The sequence below is a fragment of the Jatrophihabitans lederbergiae genome (assembly GCF_031845305.1).
GTDB classification, from domain to species: Bacteria; Actinomycetota; Actinomycetes; order Mycobacteriales; family Jatrophihabitantaceae; genus Jatrophihabitans_A; species Jatrophihabitans_A lederbergiae.
Genome location: NZ_JAVREH010000022.1, coordinates 42,339 through 62,547 on the forward strand (window position 1 = coordinate 42,339; position 20,209 = coordinate 62,547).

The 20,209-nt window shown below is 70.1% G+C and carries 23 protein-coding genes, 1 tRNA gene and 1 riboswitch; of the genes, 2 read left to right on the forward strand and 22 right to left on the reverse strand.

The genetic code is table 11. The features are described from left to right. The first annotated feature begins 44 nt into the window (after positions 1–44). Both RM423_RS15405 and RM423_RS15410 read left to right on the forward strand, forming a co-directional pair. Positions 45–515, forward strand: a complete 471-nt coding sequence (locus RM423_RS15405) for a phosphatase domain-containing protein (RefSeq protein ID WP_311423929.1) — start codon at positions 45–47, stop codon at positions 513–515. Positions 516–644: 129 nt separating this feature from the next. After that, positions 645–929, forward strand: a complete 285-nt coding sequence (locus RM423_RS15410) for a DUF5999 family protein (RefSeq protein ID WP_311423930.1) — start codon at positions 645–647, stop codon at positions 927–929. Positions 930–965: 36 nt separating this feature from the next. Here the strand turns inward: RM423_RS15410 and gcvP are convergent, their stop codons facing one another. The 22 genes from gcvP to RM423_RS15520 all read right to left on the reverse strand — a co-directional run bounded on the left by gcvP (position 966) and on the right by RM423_RS15520 (position 20,117). Next, a complete protein-coding gene (gcvP, locus tag RM423_RS15415) occupies positions 966–3,836 on the reverse strand; it encodes an aminomethyl-transferring glycine dehydrogenase (protein WP_311423931.1) in 2,871 nt (956 codons plus the stop codon). Between the two features lie 91 nt (positions 3,837–3,927). Further along, positions 3,928–4,024, reverse strand: a riboswitch (glycine riboswitch). A gap of 40 nt (positions 4,025–4,064) precedes the next feature. After that, entirely contained in the window at positions 4,065–4,625 is a 561-nt protein-coding gene (locus RM423_RS15420) for a MerR family transcriptional regulator (RefSeq protein ID WP_396327738.1), read from the reverse strand. A 230-nt stretch (positions 4,626–4,855) separates the two neighbouring features. After that, positions 4,856–5,359 carry a bifunctional nuclease family protein gene (locus RM423_RS15425; protein ID WP_396327732.1) on the reverse strand — a complete coding sequence of 168 codons (504 nt, stop codon included), beginning with the start codon at positions 5,357–5,359 and terminating at the stop codon, positions 4,856–4,858. A gap of 136 nt (positions 5,360–5,495) precedes the next feature. Continuing rightward, a complete protein-coding gene (gene ftsR / locus RM423_RS15430) occupies positions 5,496–6,221 on the reverse strand; it encodes a transcriptional regulator FtsR (RefSeq protein ID WP_311423933.1) in 726 nt (241 codons plus the stop codon). Beyond that, entirely contained in the window at positions 6,218–6,751 is a 534-nt protein-coding gene (gene odhI / locus RM423_RS15435) for an oxoglutarate dehydrogenase inhibitor Odhl (protein WP_396327733.1), read from the reverse strand. Before odhI ends, ftsR begins: the two co-directional genes overlap by 4 nt. Before the next feature lie 143 nt (positions 6,752–6,894). Next, positions 6,895–7,281: a glycine cleavage system protein GcvH gene (gcvH, locus tag RM423_RS15440; RefSeq protein ID WP_311423935.1), complete on the reverse strand. Its 387-nt coding sequence runs from the start codon at positions 7,279–7,281 to the stop codon at positions 6,895–6,897. Positions 7,282–7,370: 89 nt separating this feature from the next. After that, entirely contained in the window at positions 7,371–8,234 is an 864-nt protein-coding gene (locus RM423_RS15445) for a DUF881 domain-containing protein (RefSeq protein ID WP_311423936.1), read from the reverse strand. A 1-nt stretch (position 8,235) separates the two neighbouring features. Next, complete coding sequence (locus RM423_RS15450) at positions 8,236–8,568, reverse strand: small basic family protein (protein WP_311423937.1); 333 nt, start codon at positions 8,566–8,568, stop codon at positions 8,236–8,238. Next, complete coding sequence (locus RM423_RS15455; protein ID WP_311423938.1) at positions 8,565–9,506, reverse strand: DUF881 domain-containing protein; 942 nt, start codon at positions 9,504–9,506, stop codon at positions 8,565–8,567. The genes RM423_RS15450 and RM423_RS15455 overlap by 4 nt, the downstream gene beginning before the upstream one ends. Further along, positions 9,503–10,111, reverse strand: coding sequence for a CDP-alcohol phosphatidyltransferase family protein (locus RM423_RS15460; RefSeq protein ID WP_311423939.1), 609 nt, complete (start codon positions 10,109–10,111; stop codon positions 9,503–9,505). The genes RM423_RS15455 and RM423_RS15460 overlap by 4 nt, the downstream gene beginning before the upstream one ends. A 63-nt stretch (positions 10,112–10,174) precedes the next feature. Next, positions 10,175–10,248: transfer RNA gene (locus tag RM423_RS15465), tRNA-Pro, on the reverse strand. 100 nt (positions 10,249–10,348) lie between these two features. Further along, positions 10,349–11,764, reverse strand: coding sequence for a ribosome biogenesis GTPase Der (gene der / locus RM423_RS15470; protein ID WP_311423940.1), 1,416 nt, complete (start codon positions 11,762–11,764; stop codon positions 10,349–10,351). Next, entirely contained in the window at positions 11,764–11,934 is a 171-nt protein-coding gene (locus tag RM423_RS15475) for a hypothetical protein (protein ID WP_311423941.1), read from the reverse strand. The genes der and RM423_RS15475 overlap by 1 nt, the downstream gene beginning before the upstream one ends. Further along, entirely contained in the window at positions 11,927–12,622 is a 696-nt protein-coding gene (cmk, locus tag RM423_RS15480) for a (d)CMP kinase (RefSeq protein WP_311423942.1), read from the reverse strand. The genes RM423_RS15475 and cmk overlap by 8 nt, the downstream gene beginning before the upstream one ends. Positions 12,623–12,721: 99 nt before the next feature. Then, a complete protein-coding gene (gene aroH, locus RM423_RS15485) occupies positions 12,722–13,084 on the reverse strand; it encodes a chorismate mutase (protein ID WP_311423943.1) in 363 nt (120 codons plus the stop codon). Between the two features lie 61 nt (positions 13,085–13,145). Further along, on the reverse strand, positions 13,146–13,862 hold the full coding sequence (locus RM423_RS15490; protein ID WP_311423944.1) for a pseudouridine synthase: 717 nt from the start codon (positions 13,860–13,862) through the stop codon (positions 13,146–13,148). Positions 13,863–13,941: 79 nt separating this feature from the next. Beyond that, the gene (scpB, locus tag RM423_RS15495) at positions 13,942–14,571 is read right to left on the reverse strand and encodes an SMC-Scp complex subunit ScpB (RefSeq protein ID WP_311423945.1); all 630 of its coding nucleotides are present in this window, start codon (positions 14,569–14,571) and stop codon (positions 13,942–13,944) included. Then, positions 14,568–15,383 (reverse strand): segregation and condensation protein A, encoded by an 816-nt coding sequence (locus RM423_RS15500; RefSeq protein WP_396327739.1) that lies wholly within the window; start codon positions 15,381–15,383, stop codon positions 14,568–14,570. Before RM423_RS15500 ends, scpB begins: the two co-directional genes overlap by 4 nt. Positions 15,384–15,484: 101 nt before the next feature. Beyond that, complete coding sequence (locus RM423_RS15505; protein WP_311423947.1) at positions 15,485–16,528, reverse strand: ParA family protein; 1,044 nt, start codon at positions 16,526–16,528, stop codon at positions 15,485–15,487. Between the two features lie 160 nt (positions 16,529–16,688). Further along, positions 16,689–17,618, reverse strand: a complete 930-nt coding sequence (gene xerD / locus RM423_RS15510) for a site-specific tyrosine recombinase XerD (protein ID WP_311423948.1) — start codon at positions 17,616–17,618, stop codon at positions 16,689–16,691. Positions 17,619–17,733: 115 nt separating this feature from the next. Then, positions 17,734–18,375 carry an NUDIX hydrolase gene (locus tag RM423_RS15515; protein WP_311423949.1) on the reverse strand — a complete coding sequence of 214 codons (642 nt, stop codon included), beginning with the start codon at positions 18,373–18,375 and terminating at the stop codon, positions 17,734–17,736. Then, the gene (locus tag RM423_RS15520; RefSeq protein WP_311423950.1) at positions 18,372–20,117 is read right to left on the reverse strand and encodes a CTP synthase; all 1,746 of its coding nucleotides are present in this window, start codon (positions 20,115–20,117) and stop codon (positions 18,372–18,374) included. The genes RM423_RS15515 and RM423_RS15520 overlap by 4 nt, the downstream gene beginning before the upstream one ends. Between the last annotated feature and the right edge of the window lie 92 nt (positions 20,118–20,209).

The window sequence follows — 20,209 nt, forward strand, 5'->3', positions numbered from 1 at the left end:
TGCAACAGTCTAGTCGCCGGGCGCGCGCCACTACTCTCGATCGGGTGAGCATTGCTGTCTTCGACATCGACGGAGTGGTGGCCGACGTCCGCCACCGGGTGCACCACGTCGCGCACCGGCCCAAGGACTGGGCTCAGTTCTTCGACGCGGCGGCGGCCGACACCGGCATTGCCGAGGGGATCGCGGCCGCGCACGCCGCGGCCGCGCACCACGACATCGTCTGGTTGACCGGACGGCCGAACTGGCTGCGGCCCGTGACCACCCGCTGGCTCGCCGACCAGGGGCTGCCAGCCGGACAGCTGGTCATGCGGGCCGACCGGGACTACCGTCCGGCGCCGGTGCTCAAGGTGGCGGAGCTGCGGCGGTTGCGCGATCGGGACATCGCGTGTTTCGTCGACGACGATCCGGCCGTCATCGCGGCGGCGGCCGCCGCGGGGTTTCCGGCGACACTGGTGACCTGGGTCCCGCGGAGCGACGCACTCGCCGGCGCCCAGGATCGGGCCGGTCGGACCTGACTGCACGCGCGGCAGGTCCCCGAATTCGGCGTAGAGTTGTTTACTCAACCAGACAGCGAAGTTTAGTAAGTGTTAAGGTCGTGTGACCGGGTGTTGACCCGACCGCGATATGAGCCCAGGAAGCCGGCAATGAGTAGTCAGTCCGTCCCCGAATCGACCAGCAAGCCCGCCGTGACCACCTCGGTACACCCGATCACCCGCGCTCCGTGCGCACATCAACCGCTGTGTCCCAACGCCGACGGTCCCGACCGGGACGCCGCGCACGTGGTGGCCTGCCATCCGGAGCAGGGCTGGAGCCTGCTCTGCAACGGCGTCGTCCTGTTCGACGACACCGGCGAGATCCTGCCTGACGGGCGCTGCGTGCATGCCCGCCGTGCGGACCTGACCGCAGCTGCCCTGCACCGGGTGGCCTGAGTACGCTTTTCGACTGCGGGTGGCCGCCAGCCACAGCTAGGCATAGTCCTCCACCGGAGGGCAGGAGCACACCAGGTTGCGATCGCCGAAGGCGCCGTCGATGCGCCGCACCGGCGACCAGTACTTCGACATCGGGTCGACTCCGGCGGGGTAGACGGCCTCTTCCCGGGAGTACGGGTGGTTCCACTCCGCTACCAGGCTGCGGGCGGTGTGCGGAGCATTGCGCAGCGGGTTGTCGCCTGAGCTCCACTCCCCCGCCGACAGCCGGTCGACCTCACCCTTGATCGAGATCATGGCGTCGATGAACCGGTCGATCTCGGCCAGGTCCTCGCTCTCCGTCGGCTCCACCATCAGCGTGCCCGACACCGGGAACGACATCGTCGGAGCGTGGAAGCCGTAGTCGACCAGCCGCTTGGCCACGTCGTCGACGGTGACACCGGTCTGCTTGGTGAGCGGGCGCAGGTCCAGGATGCACTCGTGCGCGACCAGGCCACGAGCACCGGTGTAGAGCACCGGGTAGTGATCGTTGAGTCGGGCCGCGATGTAGTTGGCCGACAGGATCGCGGTGCTGGTGGCCGCGACCAGGCCGTCCGGACCCATCAGGCGCAGGTACGCCCAGGTGATCGGCAGGATCGAGGCCGACCCCCACGGCGCTGCCGCGATGGCACCGGGGCCGGTCGCGGGACCGGCACTCGACTGCAGCGGGTGGTTGGGCAGGAACGGCGCGAGGTGGGACCGGACGCCGATCGGACCGACCCCCGGACCACCGCCACCGTGCGGGATGCAGAACGTCTTGTGCAGGTTCAGGTGCGAGACGTCCGCGCCGAACTTGCCGGGACGTGCCAGGCCCACCATCGCGTTCAGGTTCGCCCCGTCGACATAGACCTGGCCGCCCGCCTCGTGCACCAGCTCGCACACCGCGCCGATGTGATCCTCGAACACGCCGTGCGTGGACGGATAGGTCACCATGATCGCCGCGAGGTTGCCGGCGTGCTGCGCGATCTTGGCCTTGAGGTCATCGAGGTCGACCTCGCCCTCGTCGCCGCTGGTGGCGACCACGACCACCTTCATGCCCGCAAGCACCGCCGACGCCGCGTTGGTGCCGTGCGCGCTGGCCGGGATCAGGCATACCGTGCGCTGCAGGTCGCCGCGGCTCTGGTGATAGGCGTGGATCGCCAGCAGGCCGGCGAACTCGCCCTGCGCGCCCGCGTTCGGCTGCAGGGAGACGGCGTCGTAGCCGGTGATCTCGCTGAGCCACCGCTGTAGGTCGCCGATCAGCTGGGCGTAACCGTCGAACTGCCCCTCGGGGGCGAAGGGATGGATGTTGGCGAAACCCGGGTTGGTGACCGGTTCCATTTCGGTCGTCGCGTTCAGCTTCATGGTGCAGGAGCCCAGCGGGATCATGCCGCGGTCCAGCGCGTAATCGCGATCGGCGAGCCGGCGCAGGTAACGCAGCATCGACGTCTCGGAGTGGTGGGTGTTGAACACCGGATGCGTCAGGTAGTCCGAGGTGCGGCGCAGGTCGACCGGCAGCGCCAGCTCCGCGCCGTCCGGCAGCGGCTGAATGACGCCGAAGGCCTGCAGCACCGCGCCGAGCTGGGCCTCAGTGGTCGCCTCGTCGCACGAGATGCCGAAGTGATCGGCGTCGACGGGGCGCAGGTTGACCCCGCGCTGTTCCGCCGCGGCCAGGATCTCGTTCGCCCGGCCCGGCACCCGGACGGTGATCGTGTCGAAGAACGATCCGGTCAGCACCTCGACGCCGGCCGCGCGCAGGCCGGCGGCCAGCCGGGTGGCTCGGGAGTGCACGTTGGCCGCGATCGCACGAAGTCCGCTGGGGCCGTGGTAAACGGCGTACATGGAGGCCAGCACGGCCAGCAACACCTGGGCGGTGCAGATGTTGGACGTCGCCTTCTCGCGGCGGATGTGCTGCTCGCGGGTCTGCAGGGCGAGGCGGTACGCCGGGCGGCCGTCGGCGTCCACCGAGACGCCCACCAGCCGACCGGGCAGCTGACGCTCCAGGCCGGCCCGGATCGACAGGTAACCCGCGTGCGGGCCGCCGAAGCCGAGGGGCACGCCGAAGCGCTGCGAGGTTCCGACGGCGATGTCCGCGCCGAGCTCGCCGGGTGGGGTGAGCAGGGTCAGCGCCAGCAGGTCGGCCGCGACGGCCACCACAGCGCCCAGCTCGTGTGCCGCGGCAATGACGCCGCGCGGGTTGCGCACCTCACCCGAGGCGCCCGGGTACTGCAGCAGGACGCCGAACACCGCGTTGTCGCCGAGGTCGGCGGGCAGTTGCCGGGACAGGTCCGCGACCCGGACCTGCAGCCCGAGCGCGACGGCCCGGGTGCGCACCACATCGATCGTCTGTGGCAACGCGTCGGCGTCGATCAGGAAGACGGTGGCGCCCTTCTTGGTGGCCGGGGCGGTGCGGTGCGCGAGGGCCATGGCCTCGGCCGCCGCGGTGGACTCGTCGAGCAGCGACGCGCCCGCGGTGGGCAGTCCGGTCAGGTCTCCGACGACGGTCTGAAAGTTCAGCAGGGCCTCGAGGCGTCCCTGGCTGATCTCGGGCTGGTACGGCGTGTAGGCGGTGTACCAGGCCGGGTTCTCCAGCACGTTGCGGCGGATCACCGGCGGCGTGATGGTGTCGTAGTAGCCCAGGCCGATCATGGACGCGCGGACGGTGTTGCGGTCGGCCAGTGCGCGCAGTTCGGCGGCGACCTCGGCCTCGGTGCTGGCCGCCGGCAGCGCGAGGGCCAGCCGCGAGCGGATCGACTCGGGGACGGCCGCGGCGATCATGTCCTCGAGGCTGCTGAAGCCGAGGGTCTTGAGCATGACGTCCTGGTCGGCCTGATCCGAGACCCCGATGTGACGTGCTGAGAACGGGGTGAGCAGCGGAACGGATGCGGTCATGAGCAGCTCCAGGGCGACGTGGGGCCGAAGTCGTACGCCAGTGCTGGCCGCACAACTTCCCCCTCTGTCGGACGGATGCCCTTCAGAGCTACCTACCCGCACGGTCCTGCGGCCTGAGAGGTTGACGGGGAGGTTGCCCCTTCGGCGCCGCCGTCGCGATGCGCGGCGAACTCTCCCGTACGGGTGTAGCGGTGTCCCCGAGATTACCAGCCCAGGGGGCCGTTCGCCTCAGGCGGATTCGCTGCGGCGCTGCCGGCGCTGGGAAAGCTCGTCCGATGCCGGGCTTGTCTGAACCGCGCCGTCGGTGCGCTCGGACGGCAGCGTGGCCAGTGATCCCGCCAGCTCGCGCAGCGCTCCGCTGACGGCGATGCCGAACACGCCCTGGCCGCCGCGCAGTAGGTCGACGACCTCTTCCGAGGACGTGCACTCATACACCGTGGTGCCGTCGGAGAGGAGCGTCATCTGGGCGAGATCGGCCACGCCACGCTCGCGCAGCGCCTCGACGGCGAGCCGGATGTTCTGCAGTGACACCCCGGTGTCGAGCAGTCGCTTGACGACCTTGAGAACCAGGATGTCCTTGAACGAGTAGAGCCGCTGGCTACCGGAACCGGCGGCCGAGCGTACGGAGGGAACAACCAGCCCGGTGCGCGCCCAGTAGTCGAGCTGGCGGTAGGTGATCCCGGCCGCCGAGCAGGCCGTCGGTCCCCGGTACCCCACGGACTCGTCCGAACCGATACTTGGCTGGCTGAAGAGGGCGCCTTGCTCCGGCGTCTGGTCAAGCACGTCGATCTCCTACCTGCCGCGCACGTCGCCGCGAGTCCCCGAACGCGCCCGACCGTCGATCGAAGCGCCGCCCCCGCCGCGAATTGCACGGTGGGTATTCCACGAAGGTAGGCCGACCGGTAGGGGCGGTCAATCCGCCTCGCCGACTCCGGCCGAAAAAGTAACCGTCAAGTTGAACTACAGAGTTGGCCGCGGTGGCCGATGAGACGATCAGGCGGTGTGCGCCGCTGTCGGATTCAGCTGGTGCCCGCCTGCGGCTCGTCCCCTTCGGAGCCGGCGAAGTCGTCGGCCGAGATGGTGTCCAGGAACTCGCGGAACCGCTCGACCTCGTCCTCGTCCTCTTCCGGAATAGAGATCCCGGCAGCGGCCAGGACCGTCTCGTCACCGACGATCGGCGTTTCGGTCCGCAGGGCAAGGGCGATCGCGTCGGAGGGCCGCGCGCTGACCGTGGTGCCGTCACCGAACTGCAACTCGGCGTAGAAGACGTCGTCGCGCAGCTCGGTGATCGATACCTGCTTGAGCTCGCCGCCGAGGGCGCCGATGACGTCGCGCAGCAGGTCATGGGTCATGGGACGAGGCGTCTGCACGCCCTGCTGCTCGAACGCGATGGCCGAGGCCTCGACCGCACCGATCCAGATGGGCAGGTAGCGGGCGCCGTCGGATTCCTTGAGTAGGACCACCGGCTGGTTCGCCGGCAGTTCGACCCGGACGCCGACGACCTGCAGCGGATGCAGAGTCATCTCCAGCCCTTCCCCTGCTCTCGTGTGCGGACTGCTGTTGCGTGCATGATCATGCCTGGACGAGGTACGCAAGGCCGGTGCGCACACACGGCCTTGCGTACCAGAAGTGCTAGTACCGAGACTAGCCGCTGAACGCTCAGCCGACGATGTCGCGCAACCCGATCTGCACCAGCGCGGCGTGCAGCCGCACCGACAGCGCGGCCAGTTCCCGCACGGTCTCTTCGGCTCGGGCCCGACCGTCGCCGCTGCGCTGCTTGGCCATCGGCCCCGCGACCTGGCCGAACAGGCTGACCTCGCGGTCCGCGGCGGACTTGAACCCGCGCAGATGGCGGCCCTCGATGCCGTAGCGGGCCATCTCGGCCACCACCCTGGCGATGGCCAGGGCGTCGTCGTCGTAGAAGCCGCCGGACCGTGCCGAGATCAGGCCGTACTGCTCGACCTCGTTGAGCTGGTCCGAGCGCAGCCCGGCGGTGTTCAGCAGCTCCTCGCGGCTCAGCCGCATGGCCGCCGAGGACGACCGGAAGTGCTCGGGCGTGGGGGCGTTGTCGGTGATGACGGGGTGAGCCGGCCGCGGTACCGACGCCACCGGGGACAGCCCCCGGTCGATGGCCTCGAGCTGGTCCTTGATGACCCGCAGCGGAAGGTAGTGGTCACGCTGCTGGCTGAGCACGTACTTCAACCGGGCGACGTCCCCGCCGGAGAACTTGCGGTAGCCCGACGGGGTCCGGTTCGGCTGCACCAGGCCCTGATCCTCGAGGAACCGGATCTTGGAAATGGTGATGTCGGGAAAGTCGGCCCGCAGTTGGGCGAGCACCTCCCCGATCGACAGCGTTCCCCGGGACGACAGGCTGGCCGCGCTCACGAGGCGGCCTCGTGCCTGGGCAGCGCCGTCAGGTACACCAGCCGGAACTTGCCGATCTGCACCTCGTCGCCACCGGCGAGGGCGGCGGAGTCGATCCGCTCGCGGTTGACGTACGTGCCGTTGAGGCTGCCGACGTCGTACACGGCGAAGCCCGCACCGTCCCGGCGGAACTCGACATGACGGCGGGACACCGTGACGTCGTCGAGGAAGATGTCGCTGTCGGGATGGCGTCCCGCGGTCGTGACGTCCTGGTCGAGCAGGAACCGGCTGCCGGCATTCGGCCCGCGCTTGACGACCAGCAGTGCCGAGCCGGGCGCCAGCGCGTCGATGGCCCGCTGGTGTGCCTCTGGTGAGAAGTCGCCCTCGGTCTCGGTGCTCACCGGGACGAATCCCGCGGAGATGATCGACGTCACGTCGGGGCCGGTGGGCCGAGCGCCCGAAGGCTGGTTGCCGGTCGCCAGCGGGGCCCCGCACTGCGCGCAGTATCGGTTCTCAGCTGAGTTCTCGGTGCCACACGCAGTGCAGAACACGCCGTGAACGCCCTTTCTTCAATGTGCCGATGGATGCCGGACGTCGAGCGGCGGCCGGTGCTGATCGGCCGACGCTGGTCGAGGAATGCCAGTGCCGCGAGCCTAGTTCGATCAGCTGTGAAGGGTCAACGCGAGGTGTAGGTTCACTCCGCCGTGGCCGTGCGGTATGCCTCGGCGTCCAGCAGCGAATCCAGCACGGACAGGTCCTCGACCTCGATCTCGGCGATCCAGCCACTGCCGTACGGGTCGGAGTTGACCAGCTCCGGGGTGTCGTCCAGCGCCTCGTTGCGCGCCACCACCGAGCCCGCGAGCGGGGCGTAGAGGTCCGAGACGCTCTTGGTGGATTCCACCTCGCCCAGGGTGTCGCCGCTGGCCACCTCGGTGTCCAGGCCGTGCACCGACACGAAGACGATGTCGCCGAGGGAGTTCTGCGCGTAGTCGGTGATTCCGATCCGCACGGTGTTTCCCCCGGTGATCTTGGCCCATTCGTGCTCGGTCGTGTAGCGGAGGTCGGCTGGAATCTCGGCCATTCAGGTCACCTCTTGAATCGATGAAGTCGGTCGGGACGAGCACGGGCTTGTGCGCGTATACCCGCGGGCGCGACCTTACCGGGTGGTGATCACCGATCGGGCGAGGCGTACTTCGGTTGCGTCACCGTACGAGTCGCGCTCACGCTCACGACGTCGCGCTCGGTGATGCTGACCTCGCCGCCGGCGGCGTGCACCGTGTTAACCACACCGCCCTGGATGTTCAGCGCGGTGTCCAGCGTCTTCGGATCACCGATCGCCAGCACCTGGTACGGGGCCTGCAGCTGCGTCCTGTCCAGCGCCACGCCAGTCGGAGAATCGGTGAACGAGCTGGAGACGCCGACCCGTACCGGTCCGAACTGGATCACCTCGGCTCCGGCGCCGCGCAGTTCCTCGACCACGTCGAGCAGGTCCTCGGCCCGCAGCTGGTGCGCCGGATCGGTGATCACCACCTCGACGCCCGGGCCGTGGGCGGGCGCGGTCCCGGTCAGCACGGCCAGCGCGTCGGCCTGGCGCTGGGCCTCCTGGCGCGCGGCGGCGTTGTTGCTGCCGCTGTCGGACAGCCGCTGCCTCGCCGCCTGCAGATCACTGATCTGCCCCTGCAGCCGGTCCACCAGGCTGTTCTGGTCGTCCAGGATGCGCACCAGGTCATCCTCCCGGGCACCGGCGAGCGCGTCGGTCTGGGAGTTGGACCGGACCTGCACGGCGAGGGCGAAGCCCAGTATCGCCAGCAGCGCCCCGATCAGGACCGTCGCCTTGCTCGAGGCACCCTTGCGACGAGGCTGACGCGGCCCGGGCAGGGCGGCCGCTTCCACGGGCGCTGGCTCGTCAGGGGCTGCGTCCTCGTCAGGGGCCGTGTCGATTTCCGGTTCTGGAGCGGCTGTGGTGTCCGCTTCTGGAGCGGCGGCTTCGGTGAGCTTCGGCAGTTCGGGAGCCGGGTCCCTGGGAACCTGCATGTCAGGCCCGGAACACGTGCCGGCGGATGGCGGCGGCATTGCCGAAGATCCGGATGCCGAGGACGACGACCACGGCCGTGGAGAGCTGTCCGCCGACGCCGAGCTTGTCCCCCATGAACACGATCAGGGCCGCGACCAGGACGTTGGAGATGAACGACACGACGAACACCTTGGCGTCGAAGATCCCGTCGAGACGAGCCCGGATGCCACCGAACACGGCATCGAGGGCCGCCACCACCGCGATCGGCAGGTAGGGCTCCATCCAGAGCGGGACCGTCGGTCTGAACACGATCCCCAGGATCACTCCGATGACCAGGGCGATCGCGGCAATCATCGGGGAGACTCCGTACTCGTCGGGGAGGGGCTATGGCTGGGCCGGGAGGTGGAGCTGCTGGGCTGGGAGCCGGCGGCTCCGCGCTCCGCGTAGTGGGGTTGAGTCACGGTAACCGACGGCAGCTGGAGCTTGTCCCTGCCACTGAAGCGAAAGCTGATGCCGTCCACCGCCGCCATGGTCGTGAGCTGCCGGGCGATCGCCGAGTCGGCGAACGCCACCTGCAGGCCGTTGCGGTTCCCGATCGCCTGGACGGAGTACGGCGGGCTGATCGGCTGGAAGTCCACCAGCACCGACTCGCCGGCGAACCTGATGAACGAGGTCGAACTCAGCCGCAGGCCGTTGACCGCCACCGCCTCCGCACCCGCCGCCCACAGCTGATTCACCACCGCGCGGATGTCCTTGTCGTGGATCACCGCCACCTGGGTCTGCGGCGTCGTACCCGGCCTGCCGTTGGCCGCGGCGGTCGGCGCCGGCGGCTCGCCGAGCTGAACCTCCATTCCGGGCCCGCTGACCGCGACCGAACCGGAATTCACTTCCAGCTGCCGCACGCCCGGGTCCCCGGTCGCCAGCTGCGCATCGCGTAGTGCCGCGACCTGGGCGGCGAGCTTCTTGGCCTCGGCGTCCATGCTGGCACCGCTGTCTTGCAGCCGCTGGATCCGCTTGATCAGCTCCTGCCGGGCGGCCTCCCGTGACGGGGCCGATTGGTGGCTCTGCTGATAGGCGACGACGAGCAGCAGCCCGACGGCGACACATGCCAGCCACACCACCGGGCCGTCCCACCAGCGCCGCTCGGTGCCTGCCTCGCGATGTGCGGCCGCCGCCCGGTACCCCGGATCCAGGGTGTCGTTGAGCAATTCGTCCAGCATCAGGCTGGACAGGTTCGACGGCCGGCGCGGCGCCGGGTCCCGCTCGGCGAGCGGCGGCTGGCCCGACGTCATCTGGACCCCGCCGGTACGGCGATGATCCGCCGGAACTGGATCAGATACAGGCCGCCGGCCCAGAGATAGAGCCCCGTGCCCCAGAGCGTGAACGCCCAGGCGATCGGCTTCGCGATGGCGCTCAACGTGCCGGCATGCGAGCCGAGCAGCAGCAGCGGAAAGGCATACAGCAGGTTGAAGGTGGCCGCCTTGCCCAGATAGTGGACTGGCAGTCCGGTCATTCCGCGCTTGCGCAGGGCGGGCAGCGTGGTCGCCAGCACCAGGTCACGCCCGATCAGCACGGCCACCAGCCACCACGGGATGACGTGTCGCAGCACCAGGCCGAAGAGGGTGGCCAGGATGTAGAGCCGGTCCACCGCTGGGTCGAGCAGTGCCCCCAGCCGCGACATCTGGTTCAACTTGCGGGCGAGGACGCCATCGGCCCAGTCGGTGAAGCCGCTGACCATGAGCACGACGAGCGCCCAGCCGTCGGCGTGCGGGCCGAGCAGCAGCCACAGGAACAGCGGCACCCCGAACAGCCGGGCAATGCTGAGCAGATTCGGCAGGGTCCAGATCGCGTCGCTGGGCTCTGCCACCGGCGCGACCGCCGAAGGCTGCGGACTCACGTGCTCGTCCTCCTCCTCAAGCTTGCGCCCAGAAGACGACCCCGTCCAAGCTTGCATATTCGGTCGGGCTGACAGGATTTGAACCTGCGACCCCCTGACCCCCAGTCAGGTGCGCTACCAAGCTGCGCTACAGCCCGAAATCCGCTCGCGCACTCGCGAGTGGACCGCCGCAACTTTAGCGCACGGCCAACGCCGCCCGTGCCAGTGCCCGGCCGTCCCGGCGGTTCGCCGCATCCGTCAAGGCCGCTTCTCGCGCTCCCGCACCCGGACCGAGATCTCGATGGGACTGCCCTCGAAGTCGAAGTCCTCCCGCAACTTGCGCTCCAGAAAGCGCCGGTAGCCGCTCTCGAGGAAGCCCGTGGTGAAGAGCACGAACCGCGGCGGCCGGGTGTCGGCCTGGGTGCCGAACAGCACCCGCGGGTGCCTGCCACCGCGGCCGGGCGGTGGCGTGGCGTTGACCACCTCGGTGAGCCAGCTGTTCAACCGGCCGGTCGGAATCCGCCGGTCCCATGAGGACAGCGACTTCCGCAGCGCACCGGCGAGCTTGTCCACGGCGCGTCCGGTCTTGGCCGAGACGTTCACCCGCGGTGCCCACTGCACCCGCTGCAGCTCCCAGTCGACCTCCCGCTCCAGCTGCAGCCGCCGGTCCTCATCCACCAGGTCCCACTTGTTCAGGGCGATGACGAGCGCCCGGCCGGAGTCGATGACCATCGAGATCACCCGCTGGTCCTGCTCGGACAGCACCTCGGAGGCATCCAGCAGCACCACGGCGACCTCGGCGGCCTCGATCGCGCTGGCCGTCCGCAGGCTGGCGTAGTACTCCATGCCCGAGGCGTTGTTCACCCGCCGGCGCAGACCGGCGGTGTCGACGAACCGCCAGATCTCGCCACCGAGCTGCAGCATGGAGTCCACCGGGTCCACGGTCGTCCCGGCTACCGAGTCGACCACCGAGCGCTCCTCGCCGGTCAGCCGATTCAGCAGGCTCGACTTGCCGACGTTCGGACGTCCGACCAGAGCCACCCGCCGGGGACCACCAGCCGGCTCGCGCTCGGGCGGGGCGTCCGGCAGCTTCGCCAGAATCGCGTCCAGCAGGTCACCGGAACCGCGGCCGTGCAGGCCGCTGACCGCGTACGGCTCGCCGAGGCCCAGCGACCACGCCTCGGCGGCGTCGGACTCACCACGCTCGTCGTCCACCTTGGTCACCGCGAGCACGACCGGACGTCCGGCGCGCCGCAGCGTCCGGGCGACCGTGAGATCAGTATCGGTGGCCCCGGTGCGTGAGTCGATGACGAACAGCACCAGGTCGGCGGTGACGACAGCCTGCTCGGCCTGCCGGGAGACCATGGCCTGCAGGCCGGTGGCGTCGGGCTCCCAGCCACCGGTGTCCACCAGGGTGAACTGCCTGCCGCCCCAGTAGGCGTCGTAGGCGATGCGGTCGCGGGTCACGCCCGGCACATCCTGGACGACGGCCTCGCGCCGCCCCAGGATCCGGTTGACCAGCGTGGACTTGCCGACGTTCGGCCGCCCGACCACGGCCACCACCGGCGTCACCAATGGCGCCGCGTCGTCCGCAGCGTCCTCGATGGCGGCGCGCCCACTGTCGTCGGGAAGGTCGCCGGGTGACTGGTCGGCGGGCTGATCGATGTCTGTCATCACTGCGCTTTCGTTGTCGCCGGGGCCGGGTGAGGGCCGGGCAGGGTGGCTGGCACGGTCGCGTCGACCAGTTCGGCCAGGTGTTGCCGGATCGTCTCGGTCGGCCCCAGCCGGCGTACCCGTCCGAACTCGGCGTGCCGGTAGCGCGCGGCGGGTCGCCGGTCAGGCACGGTCTGCCGCACTCGCCGCCCGCAGCGCCAGTCCGACGAGCAGCTCGACGACCTCGTCGATGCTCAGGTCCGAGGTGTCCACCTCGGCCGCGCCGTCCGGACGGTGCAGCGGGCTGGCAGCGCGGGACGAGTCGAGCTGGTCCCGCCGGCGCAGGGAAGCGGCCACCTGATCGACGTCGGCCAGCTTCAGCTCACCGGCGCGCCGGCGGGCGCGGACGTCCTCACGGGCGGTCAGGTACACCTTGAGCTCGGCGTGCGGCCACACCACCGATCCGATGTCGCGGCCCTCGGCCACGGTGGGACCGCCGCTGATGATCGAGCGCTGCTGGGCGACGAGTCGCTCCCGGACGGCGGGAACCGCGGACACCGGGCTCACCGCGGTGGTGGTGGCGGCGTCGCGGATCTGGCGATCGACATTGCGGCCGTCGAGGATGGTGTGCAGGTTCCGCGGATCGGTGCTGACCTCGATGCGGCTGGCCTCCACCTGGCGGGCCACGGCGACCGGGTCGCCGGGGTCCACCCCGGCATCGAGCACGGCGACGGCTGCGGCGCGGTACATGGCACCGGTGTCGAGATACTGGGCATGCAGCCGCTGAGCGAGCCGGCGCGCGACGGTGGACTTGCCCGTGCCGGAGGGTCCGTCGAGAGCGACCACGCCCCGAAAGCGGAAAGCGTCACTCTGATCCATGCTCACGCCTGCTGTCCAGTTCTGCTAGCTACATCGTCGGGCAGCTACCCACGATACGGGTGCGCCGGTCCGTCGGAACAATCCTCGCCGGCACCGACCTCAACGCGGCAGGTCGGTGCGCAGGCTCGCGGCACCGCGCAGGTACACGTGCCGGATCTCGCTGCGGCGCAGCTCGGTGTCGACGTGGGCGAGCAATCGCAGGGTCCGCGGCAGCGCGCCCGGCACCGCGATCTCGGACGCGCACATCAGCGGGACATCGGTCAGCCCGAGCTGGCGTGCCGCGTAGGCCGGGAACTCGGCGGTCAGGTCCGGGGTGGCGGTGAACAGGATGGAGATCAGGTCGTCCGGCTGGATCTCATTGCGGCGCATGACTTCCTGCACCAGCTCGGACGCGCCGTCGAGGACCGCGGCGCGCTCATTGGACTCGACCTGGATGGCGCCGCGCACGGCACGCACTGTCATCGCCGACCCTCTCTCACTCGGACTCTCACTCGGACTGGCTTACCGCCCAGCAGGGGCGACTCTAGAGCTGGAGCTGCCGGAACAGCTCGCCGAGTTCGGCGGAGGTGAGTTCCCGCAGGGTGCCGGGCCGCTGGTCATGCAGCCGGACCGGCCCCACTGCCACCCGGACGAGCTTGCCAACCGGGTACCGGACCGCGTCGAGCATCCGCCGGACGATGTGATTGCGGCCCTCGTGCAGTGAGACCTGAACCAGCGACCGGTCGGCGGAAGAGTCCAGCACCCGGAAGTCGTCCACCTGCACCGGGCCGTCGTCCAGCTCGATGCCGGCTCGCAGCCGCGCGCCCAGTCCGCGGTCGACCACCCCGGGCACCTCGGCGATGTAGGTCTTCACAACCTCGTAGGACGGATGGGCCAGCCGCTGCGCGAACTCGCCGTCGTTGGTGAGGATCAGCAGGCCCTCGGTGTCGGCGTCCAGTCGGCCGACGTGGAACAGCCGCTGCGGCAGGTGCGCGACGACGTCGCCGACGTTGGGACGCCCGTGCGGATCGGACATGGCGGTGACCATGCCGCGCGGCTTGTTCAGCGCCAGGTACACCAGGTCGGTGCGCAGGTTCACCCGCTTGCCGTTGACCCGGACGACCGCGGTGCCGGGGTCGACCCGGGCGCCGAGCTCCGCCACCCCCCGGCCGTCGACGCTCACCTTGCCCTCGGCGATCAACTGCTCGCAGGCGCGGCGAGAACCTATTCCGGCCGCGGCCAGCACCTTCTGCAACCGCACACCGCCGGGTTCGCCGTCTGCGCGGGGTTTGCTATCTGGGCGGGGTTCGCTGTCTGCGCCGGGTTCGCTGTCTGCATCGTCAAAGCTCATCGGAGTCCAGGGTATCCAGCTCGGGTAGCAGCGGCGCGAGCGAGGGCAGCTGCTCTACGGAGGTGAGGCCCATCTTCTCCAGGAAGGTGCTGGTGGTGCGGTAGAGCCCGCCGCCGGTGTCGGGGTCGACGCCCACCTCGGTGATCAGCTCTCGGGACAGCAGCGTCCGGATCACACCGTCGACATTGACGCCCCGGATCGCCGAGATCCTGGCCCTGGTCACCGGCTGCCGGTAGGCCACCACGGCGAGGGTCTCCAGGGCGGCCTGGCTGAGCTTGCTGCGCTGGCCCTCCAGTAGGAACGACTCCACGATGGGCGCGTACTGGTCGCGGGTGTACAGCCGGAAGCCGGTCGCGGCGGGTCGCAGCTGCCACCCGGCGCCGCACCGGTCCAGGTCGGCGGTGATCGCGGCCAGCGCCTCGGCGACCTCGGCCACCGGGCGCTGCACGGAGGCCGCCAGCTGGCTCAGTTCGACCGGCCCGTCGGCCACGAACAGCAGTGCCTCGACGGCGCCACGGAGCACACCGGGGTCGGTCAGGTCCATGGACGGTGTGCCGGAGGCGTCCCCCGAGGTCGGTGCGGCGGCCCCGCCGTCCGCGCCCGTACTCGCCTCCGTCATGAGCCGTACTCCTCGTCTGGGTCGATTTCCGGGCTGGCGTTGTCGGGCCCCGCATCGTCGTTCGGTGCCCGCTGACCGCCCACCCAGCGGATGCGCAGCTCCCCCAGCGCCTCCACCTGGTCGAAGGCCACGGTGCCGTCCCGGTAGAGCTCGAGCAGCCCCAGGAACCTGGCCACGACCTCCAGGGTCGAGCCGCACTCGGCGATGAGCGAGCGGAACGTCGCCGAGCCGGTGCGGGCCAGGCGCTCGGCCATCGCCGCCATGTGCTCGCGGACGCTGACCCGGGGGGCGTGGATGTGGTCCACGCCGACGACCGGTACCGGTTTCGGCTTGAGGGCGTTGGCAGCTATCGCGGCGAACTGGTGGAGATCGACGCCGATCCGCAGTTCCGGCGTCAGCGCGGCGAAGCGCGGCTCAAGCTCGGCGTTGCGGCCGAACCGGCGGCTTGCCTGCTTCTCGAGTTCGCCCAGGTGCCCGGCCACCAGCTTGTACGCGCGGTACTGCAGCAACCGGGCGAACAGCAGGTCCCGTGCCTCGAGCAGCGCCAGGTCCTCCTCACCGTCGACGTCGGCGGCCGGCAGCAGGCGGGCCGCCTTGAGCTCCAGCAGGGTGGCCGCGACCACCAGGAACTCGGTCGCCTGCCCCAGGTCGAAACCCTCGCCGGCGGCCTTGAGATAGCCGATGAAGTCGTCGGTGACCTGGGACAGCGCCACCTCGGTGACGTCCAGCTGACGCCGTCCGATGAGGGTCAGCAGCAGGTCGAACGGGCCCTCGAAGTTGTCCAGGCGTACCCGGAACTTGCCGTCGTTCATCAGCGGTTCGGGCTCGGCCGGCAGGTCCCACTGCTCCGGGAGCTCCTCCAGCTCCACCGGCAGCTGCTTGCCCAGGTCGGCCGGGCCGGCCGGCGTCGCCGTCACGGGCGGGACAAGACCTCCATCGCCAGCTCTCGGTAGGCGATGGCTCCGTTCGACGTGGGCGCCCAGGTGGTGATCGGCTCACCCGCGACGGTGGTTTCGGGAAAGCGGACGGTCCGGGTGATGACGGTGTCGAACACCTTGTCGCCGAAGGCCTCCAGCACCCGGCTGTAGACCTCGCGGCCGTGCAGCGTGCGCCCGTCGTACATCGTGGCCAGGATGCCCTCGAGGCGCAGGCTGGGGTTGAGCCGCTGCTGCACCTTGTCGATGGTGTCGATCAGCAGCGCCACCCCGCGGAGACTGAAGAACTCGCACTCCAGCGGAATGATCACCCCGCTCGCCGCGGTCAGGGCGTTCACCGTCAGCAGGCCGAGGGACGGCTGGCAGTCGATCAGGACGAAGTCGTAGTCGCCCAGCACCGGTGCCAGCGTCCGGGCCAGCGTTTGCTCACGGGCCACCTCGTTGACCAGCTGCACCTCGGCGGCGGACAGGTCGATGTTCGAGGGCAGCAGGTCCATGCCGGGAACGCCGGTCTTCAGCAGCACCTCGTCGATGGACACCGAACGCTCCATCAGCAGGTTGTAGGTGGTGCGGTCGAGCTGGTGCGGCTGCACTCCGAGGCCCACGCTGAGCGCGCCCTGCGGATCGAAGTCCACGAGCAGCACCCGCCGGCCGAACTCGGCCAGCGCGGCACCGAGGTTGATGGTCGACGTGGTCTTGCCGACGCCGCCCTTCTGGTTGCAGAGCGCGATGACCCGGGCCGGGCCGTGCTGCTGCAACGGCTGCGGCTGCTGGAGCGGGCGGCGTTGCCGGGCGCGAGCCGGATCGACCGACTTCGGGGCGGACGGTGCCGCCGGATCACCGGCGGCCTGCTCAGGAGCGGCGGCGTTGTCACTCGCGCTGTCACCGGGGGCCGAGCGAGCAGGATTGGTGGTCTCGGGGGCTGAGCCCGCTGGGCTGTCCGGGGCGTCCGGCGCGATGGCCAGCGGCTCGAACGTCGCGGCCTCGGCGGGGTGCGCCCCAGGCGTGTCCGACGTCGTCATTGAGAGTGCGCGCTCCTTGCCGAAAAGTACGGGACTGACCCCCTCGCAGGTTACCGCACGGGACCGCTGCCCTGCCCCTGCGCCGCACCTGCCCCTTGCGCCGCACCTGCCCCTTGCGCCGCACCTGCCTCGGACAGGCGTCCGGAGCTGAAGCCGACGATCAAGTGCGGGTGGCCTGGGCCCGCGGGTGCGCCGCGGCATACACCTCGCGAAGCTGATCCACGGTGACCAGAGTGTAGATCTGGGTGGTCGTCACCGAGGCGTGGCCGAGCAGCTCCTGTACCACCCGGACGTCGGCACCACCCTCCATCAGGTGGGTCGCGAACGAGTGCCGCAGCGTGTGCGGTGAGATGTCGGTGGCCAGGCCGGCCTTATCGGCCGCGCTGCGCAGCACCGTCCAGGCGCTCTGCCGCGACAGCGGACCGCCCCGGGAGTTGAGGAACACCTTCGGGGTACCGGCGCCGTTGAACGCCAGTCCGGGCCGGACCCGGACGAGGTAGGCCTCCAGCGCCCGGGCCGCGAACGAGCCCAGCGGTGCCAGCCGCTGCTTGCCGCCCTTGCCCCGCAGCAGGACCGTCCGGCCCGCGATGTCCAGGTCATCGACGTCCAGGCCGACCGCCTCCGAGATTCGCGCCCCGGTTCCGTACAGCACCTCCAGCAGCGCCCGGTCGCGGACGGACAGCGGGGTCTGGTCGAAGTCGGCCGCTTCGAGCAGCCGCTCCACGTCCTCGACGCTGATGGCCTTCGGCAGCCGGCGTGGTGGCGCCGGCGGCTTGACTTCGCGGGCGACGTCGGATTCGAGCTGGCCGTCGGCGTAGCCGAACTTGTGCAGTCCCCGGACCGCGACCACGGCACGGGCGGACGAGGCCGCCGACAGTGGCGGGTGGTCCGGCCCACCCTCGCGCAGCGCGGCCAGGAAGCCGCTCACGGTTGCCGCATCGACGTCGGCAAGCGACGTGACGCCCCGCCCCGACAGGTAGTCCAGGTAGCGACGAAGGTCGCGGCGGTAGGAGCTCAGGGTGTTGGCAGACGAGCCGCGCTCCACGGTCAGGTGGTCCAGATAGGACCGTACGGTCGCCTCGGCTGCCATCGCGGGCCGTTGCGGAGCTGCCCTCGAGAACTCAGCACGGGCCGGCTCAGCACGGGTCGGCTCAGCACGGGCCGGCGCGGGCGCCGTGGTCACCGGCGCGTTCGAGGACGCCAAGTCAGCCTGCCGCCGGCACGCGGTCGGGACGCGCCTGCCACGGCGCGTCGGCCGGACGCAAGCCGGCCCAGCCCGCGGCCCCGGCGAGCCGAGCGGCCAGCACGCCGGCCACCGCCGGGCCGTTGGTCAGCTCGCCCGTCAGCGCCAGGGCCGCCACCTCGTCCAGCGGCCGTCGTTCGACGGTCATGCTCGCCTCTTCACCCTCAGGGCTGAACCGGTCGTCGACCGCGGCGTCGCTCAGCCCGCGGGCCAGGAAGATCCGGATTGCCTCGTCGCTCATGCCGGGCGAGGTGTGCAGATCGACCAGCACGGACCAGTGCTCGGCAACCAGGGCGGTCTCTTCGGCCAGTTCGCGCTGAGCGGCGAGCAGCGCGGATTCGCCGTCCACGTCGAGCAGGCCGGCCGGCAGTTCGAGCAATTCGTGGCCGACCAGGTGGCGGTACTGGCGCACCAGCACGACGTTGTTCTCAGCATCCAACGCCACGATGCCGACCGCGCCCGGGTGGTCGATGACGTCACGCTTGGCGACGGAGCCGTCGGGCATCCGTACCTCGTCGGTCCGCACGTCGAACACCGCGCCGTCGAAGCGCCGCTCGGACGAAACCACCTCGAACCCACCCGCGTCCTGCTGTGCGTCCGTCACGATCTCGTCGCCGTGGACGAGGCCAAGGAGGCCACGGAGTCCAAGTGCGGCTGGCTGTCATCACCGGTCAGCTCCACCGGCAGCCGCTCCTCGCTGTTGTAGCGGGCGGCAGCGCCGATGAATGCGGCGAACAACGGGTGCGGGCGGGTAGGACGGGACTTCAGCTCGGGGTGTGCCTGGGTCGCCACGAAGAACGGGTGCTGCTCCCGCGCCAGTTCCACGAACTCGACCAGCCGGCCGTCCGGAGAGGTGCCCGAGATCACCAGCCCGGCGGCGGTGAGGGCGTCGCGGTAGGCATTGTTGACCTCGTATCGGTGGCGATGGCGTTCGGAAACCTCGGTCGTGCCGTAGGCCTCGGCAACCAGCGACCCGGGCGTCAGGGTGGCCGGATAGGCACCCAGGCGCATGCTGCCGCCGAGGTCGGCGTTGCCGGCCACGATGTCCACCTGGTCGGCCATGGTAGCGATGACCGGATCGGGCGTGTCGGGCTCGAACTCCGCGGAGTTGGCCTCGACGATCCCGGCCAGGGCGCGCGCGGCCTCGATCGCCATGCACTGCAGCCCCAGGCACAGGCCCAGGGTCGGGATACGGTGCTCACGCGCGTGCCGGATGGCGCCGAGCTTGCCCTCGATGCCCCGGATGCCGAAGCCGCCCGGGATCAGCACCGCGTCCACGCCCTTGAGGTGGGTGGCGGCACCGGCCGGAGTCCCGCACAGGTCCGAGGCAACCCAGCGGAGGTTCACCTTGGCCCGGTGCGCGAAGCCGCCGGCGCGGACGGCCTCGGTCACCGAGAGGTAAGCATCCGGCAGGTCGATGTACTTGCCGACCAACGCGACCGTGACCTCGCTCTTGGGGTGGTGAACCCGCTCCAGCAGGCCGCCCCACATCGTCCAGTCGACATCGCGGAACGGCAGGTCCAGCCGGCGCACGACATAGGCGTCGAGGCCCTCGCGGTGCATGACCTTGGGAATGTCATAGATGCTCGGGGCGTCCGCCAGCGCGACGACCGCCTCGGTGTCGACGTCACACATCAGCGAGATCTTGCGCTTGACGTTCTCCGGAATCTCGCGGTCCGCGCGGCAGACCACAGCATCAGGCGCGATGCCGATGCTGCGCAGGGCCGCGACGGAGTGCTGGGTCGGCTTGGTCTTGAGCTCGCCGGACGGAGCCAGGTACGGAATCAGCGACACGTGCAGGAAGAAGCAGTTGTCCCGGCCCACATCGTGGCGGACCTGGCGGGCGGCCTCCAGGAACGGCAGCGACTCGATGTCGCCCACCGTCCCGCCGATCTCGGTGATGACGATGTCGGGCCGGGTGCCGTCGGGACCGGGGTCGGCCATCGCCCGGATCCGGTCCTTGATCTCGTTGGTGATGTGTGGGATCACCTGGACCGTGTCCCCGAGATACTCGCCGCGACGCTCCTTGGCGATCACCGTCGAGTAGACCTGACCGGTCGTCACGTTCGCCGAGCCGACCAGGTCGGTGTCGAGGAACCGCTCGTAGTGGCCGACGTCGAGATCGGTCTCGGCCCCGTCCTCGGTCACGAACACCTCGCCGTGCTGGAACGGGTTCATCGTCCCAGGGTCGACATTGAGGTACGGGTCCAGCTTCTGCATCGTGACTCGCAGCCCCCGCGCCTTGAGCAGGCTGCCCAAGGACGAAGCCGTGAGGCCCTTGCCCAGGGATGAGGCGACTCCGCCAGTGACGAAAAGGTGTTTAGTGGTCCGGGCTGATTGAGCCAATGAGACTCCCGTGGTCGCATCCAATACGAGCTGCGGAGCTCGGGGCTTTCCTGAGAAAATCCCTCGTATCCACGGGAGTTCACGGTAACACG

Bases quoted from the DNA above. Each gene is read 5' to 3' on its own strand.
- RM423_RS15410 (WP_311423930.1), top strand. From the start codon at position 645: ATGAGTAGTCAGTCCGTCCCCGAATCGACCAGCAAGCCCGCCGTGACC.
- gcvP (WP_311423931.1), bottom strand. From the start codon at position 3,836: ATGACCGCATCCGTTCCGCTGCTCACCCCGTTCTCAGCACGTCACATC.
- RM423_RS15425 (WP_396327732.1), bottom strand. From the start codon at position 5,359: ATGACTCTGCATCCGCTGCAGGTCGTCGGCGTCCGGGTCGAACTGCCG.
- gcvH (WP_311423935.1), bottom strand. From the start codon at position 7,281: ATGGCCGAGATTCCAGCCGACCTCCGCTACACGACCGAGCACGAATGG.
- RM423_RS15445 (WP_311423936.1), bottom strand. From the start codon at position 8,234: ATGCAGGTTCCCAGGGACCCGGCTCCCGAACTGCCGAAGCTCACCGAA.
- RM423_RS15450 (WP_311423937.1), bottom strand. From the start codon at position 8,568: ATGATTGCCGCGATCGCCCTGGTCATCGGAGTGATCCTGGGGATCGTG.
- RM423_RS15455 (WP_311423938.1), bottom strand. From the start codon at position 9,506: ATGACGTCGGGCCAGCCGCCGCTCGCCGAGCGGGACCCGGCGCCGCGC.
- der (WP_311423940.1), bottom strand. From the start codon at position 11,764: ATGACAGACATCGATCAGCCCGCCGACCAGTCACCCGGCGACCTTCCC.
- cmk (WP_311423942.1), bottom strand. From the start codon at position 12,622: ATGGATCAGAGTGACGCTTTCCGCTTTCGGGGCGTGGTCGCTCTCGAC.
- aroH (WP_311423943.1), bottom strand. From the start codon at position 13,084: ATGACAGTGCGTGCCGTGCGCGGCGCCATCCAGGTCGAGTCCAATGAG.
- scpB (WP_311423945.1), bottom strand. From the start codon at position 14,571: ATGACGGAGGCGAGTACGGGCGCGGACGGCGGGGCCGCCGCACCGACC.
- RM423_RS15500 (WP_396327739.1), bottom strand. From the start codon at position 15,383: ATGAACGACGGCAAGTTCCGGGTACGCCTGGACAACTTCGAGGGCCCG.
- RM423_RS15505 (WP_311423947.1), bottom strand. From the start codon at position 16,528: ATGACGACGTCGGACACGCCTGGGGCGCACCCCGCCGAGGCCGCGACG.
- xerD (WP_311423948.1), bottom strand. From the start codon at position 17,618: ATGGCAGCCGAGGCGACCGTACGGTCCTATCTGGACCACCTGACCGTG.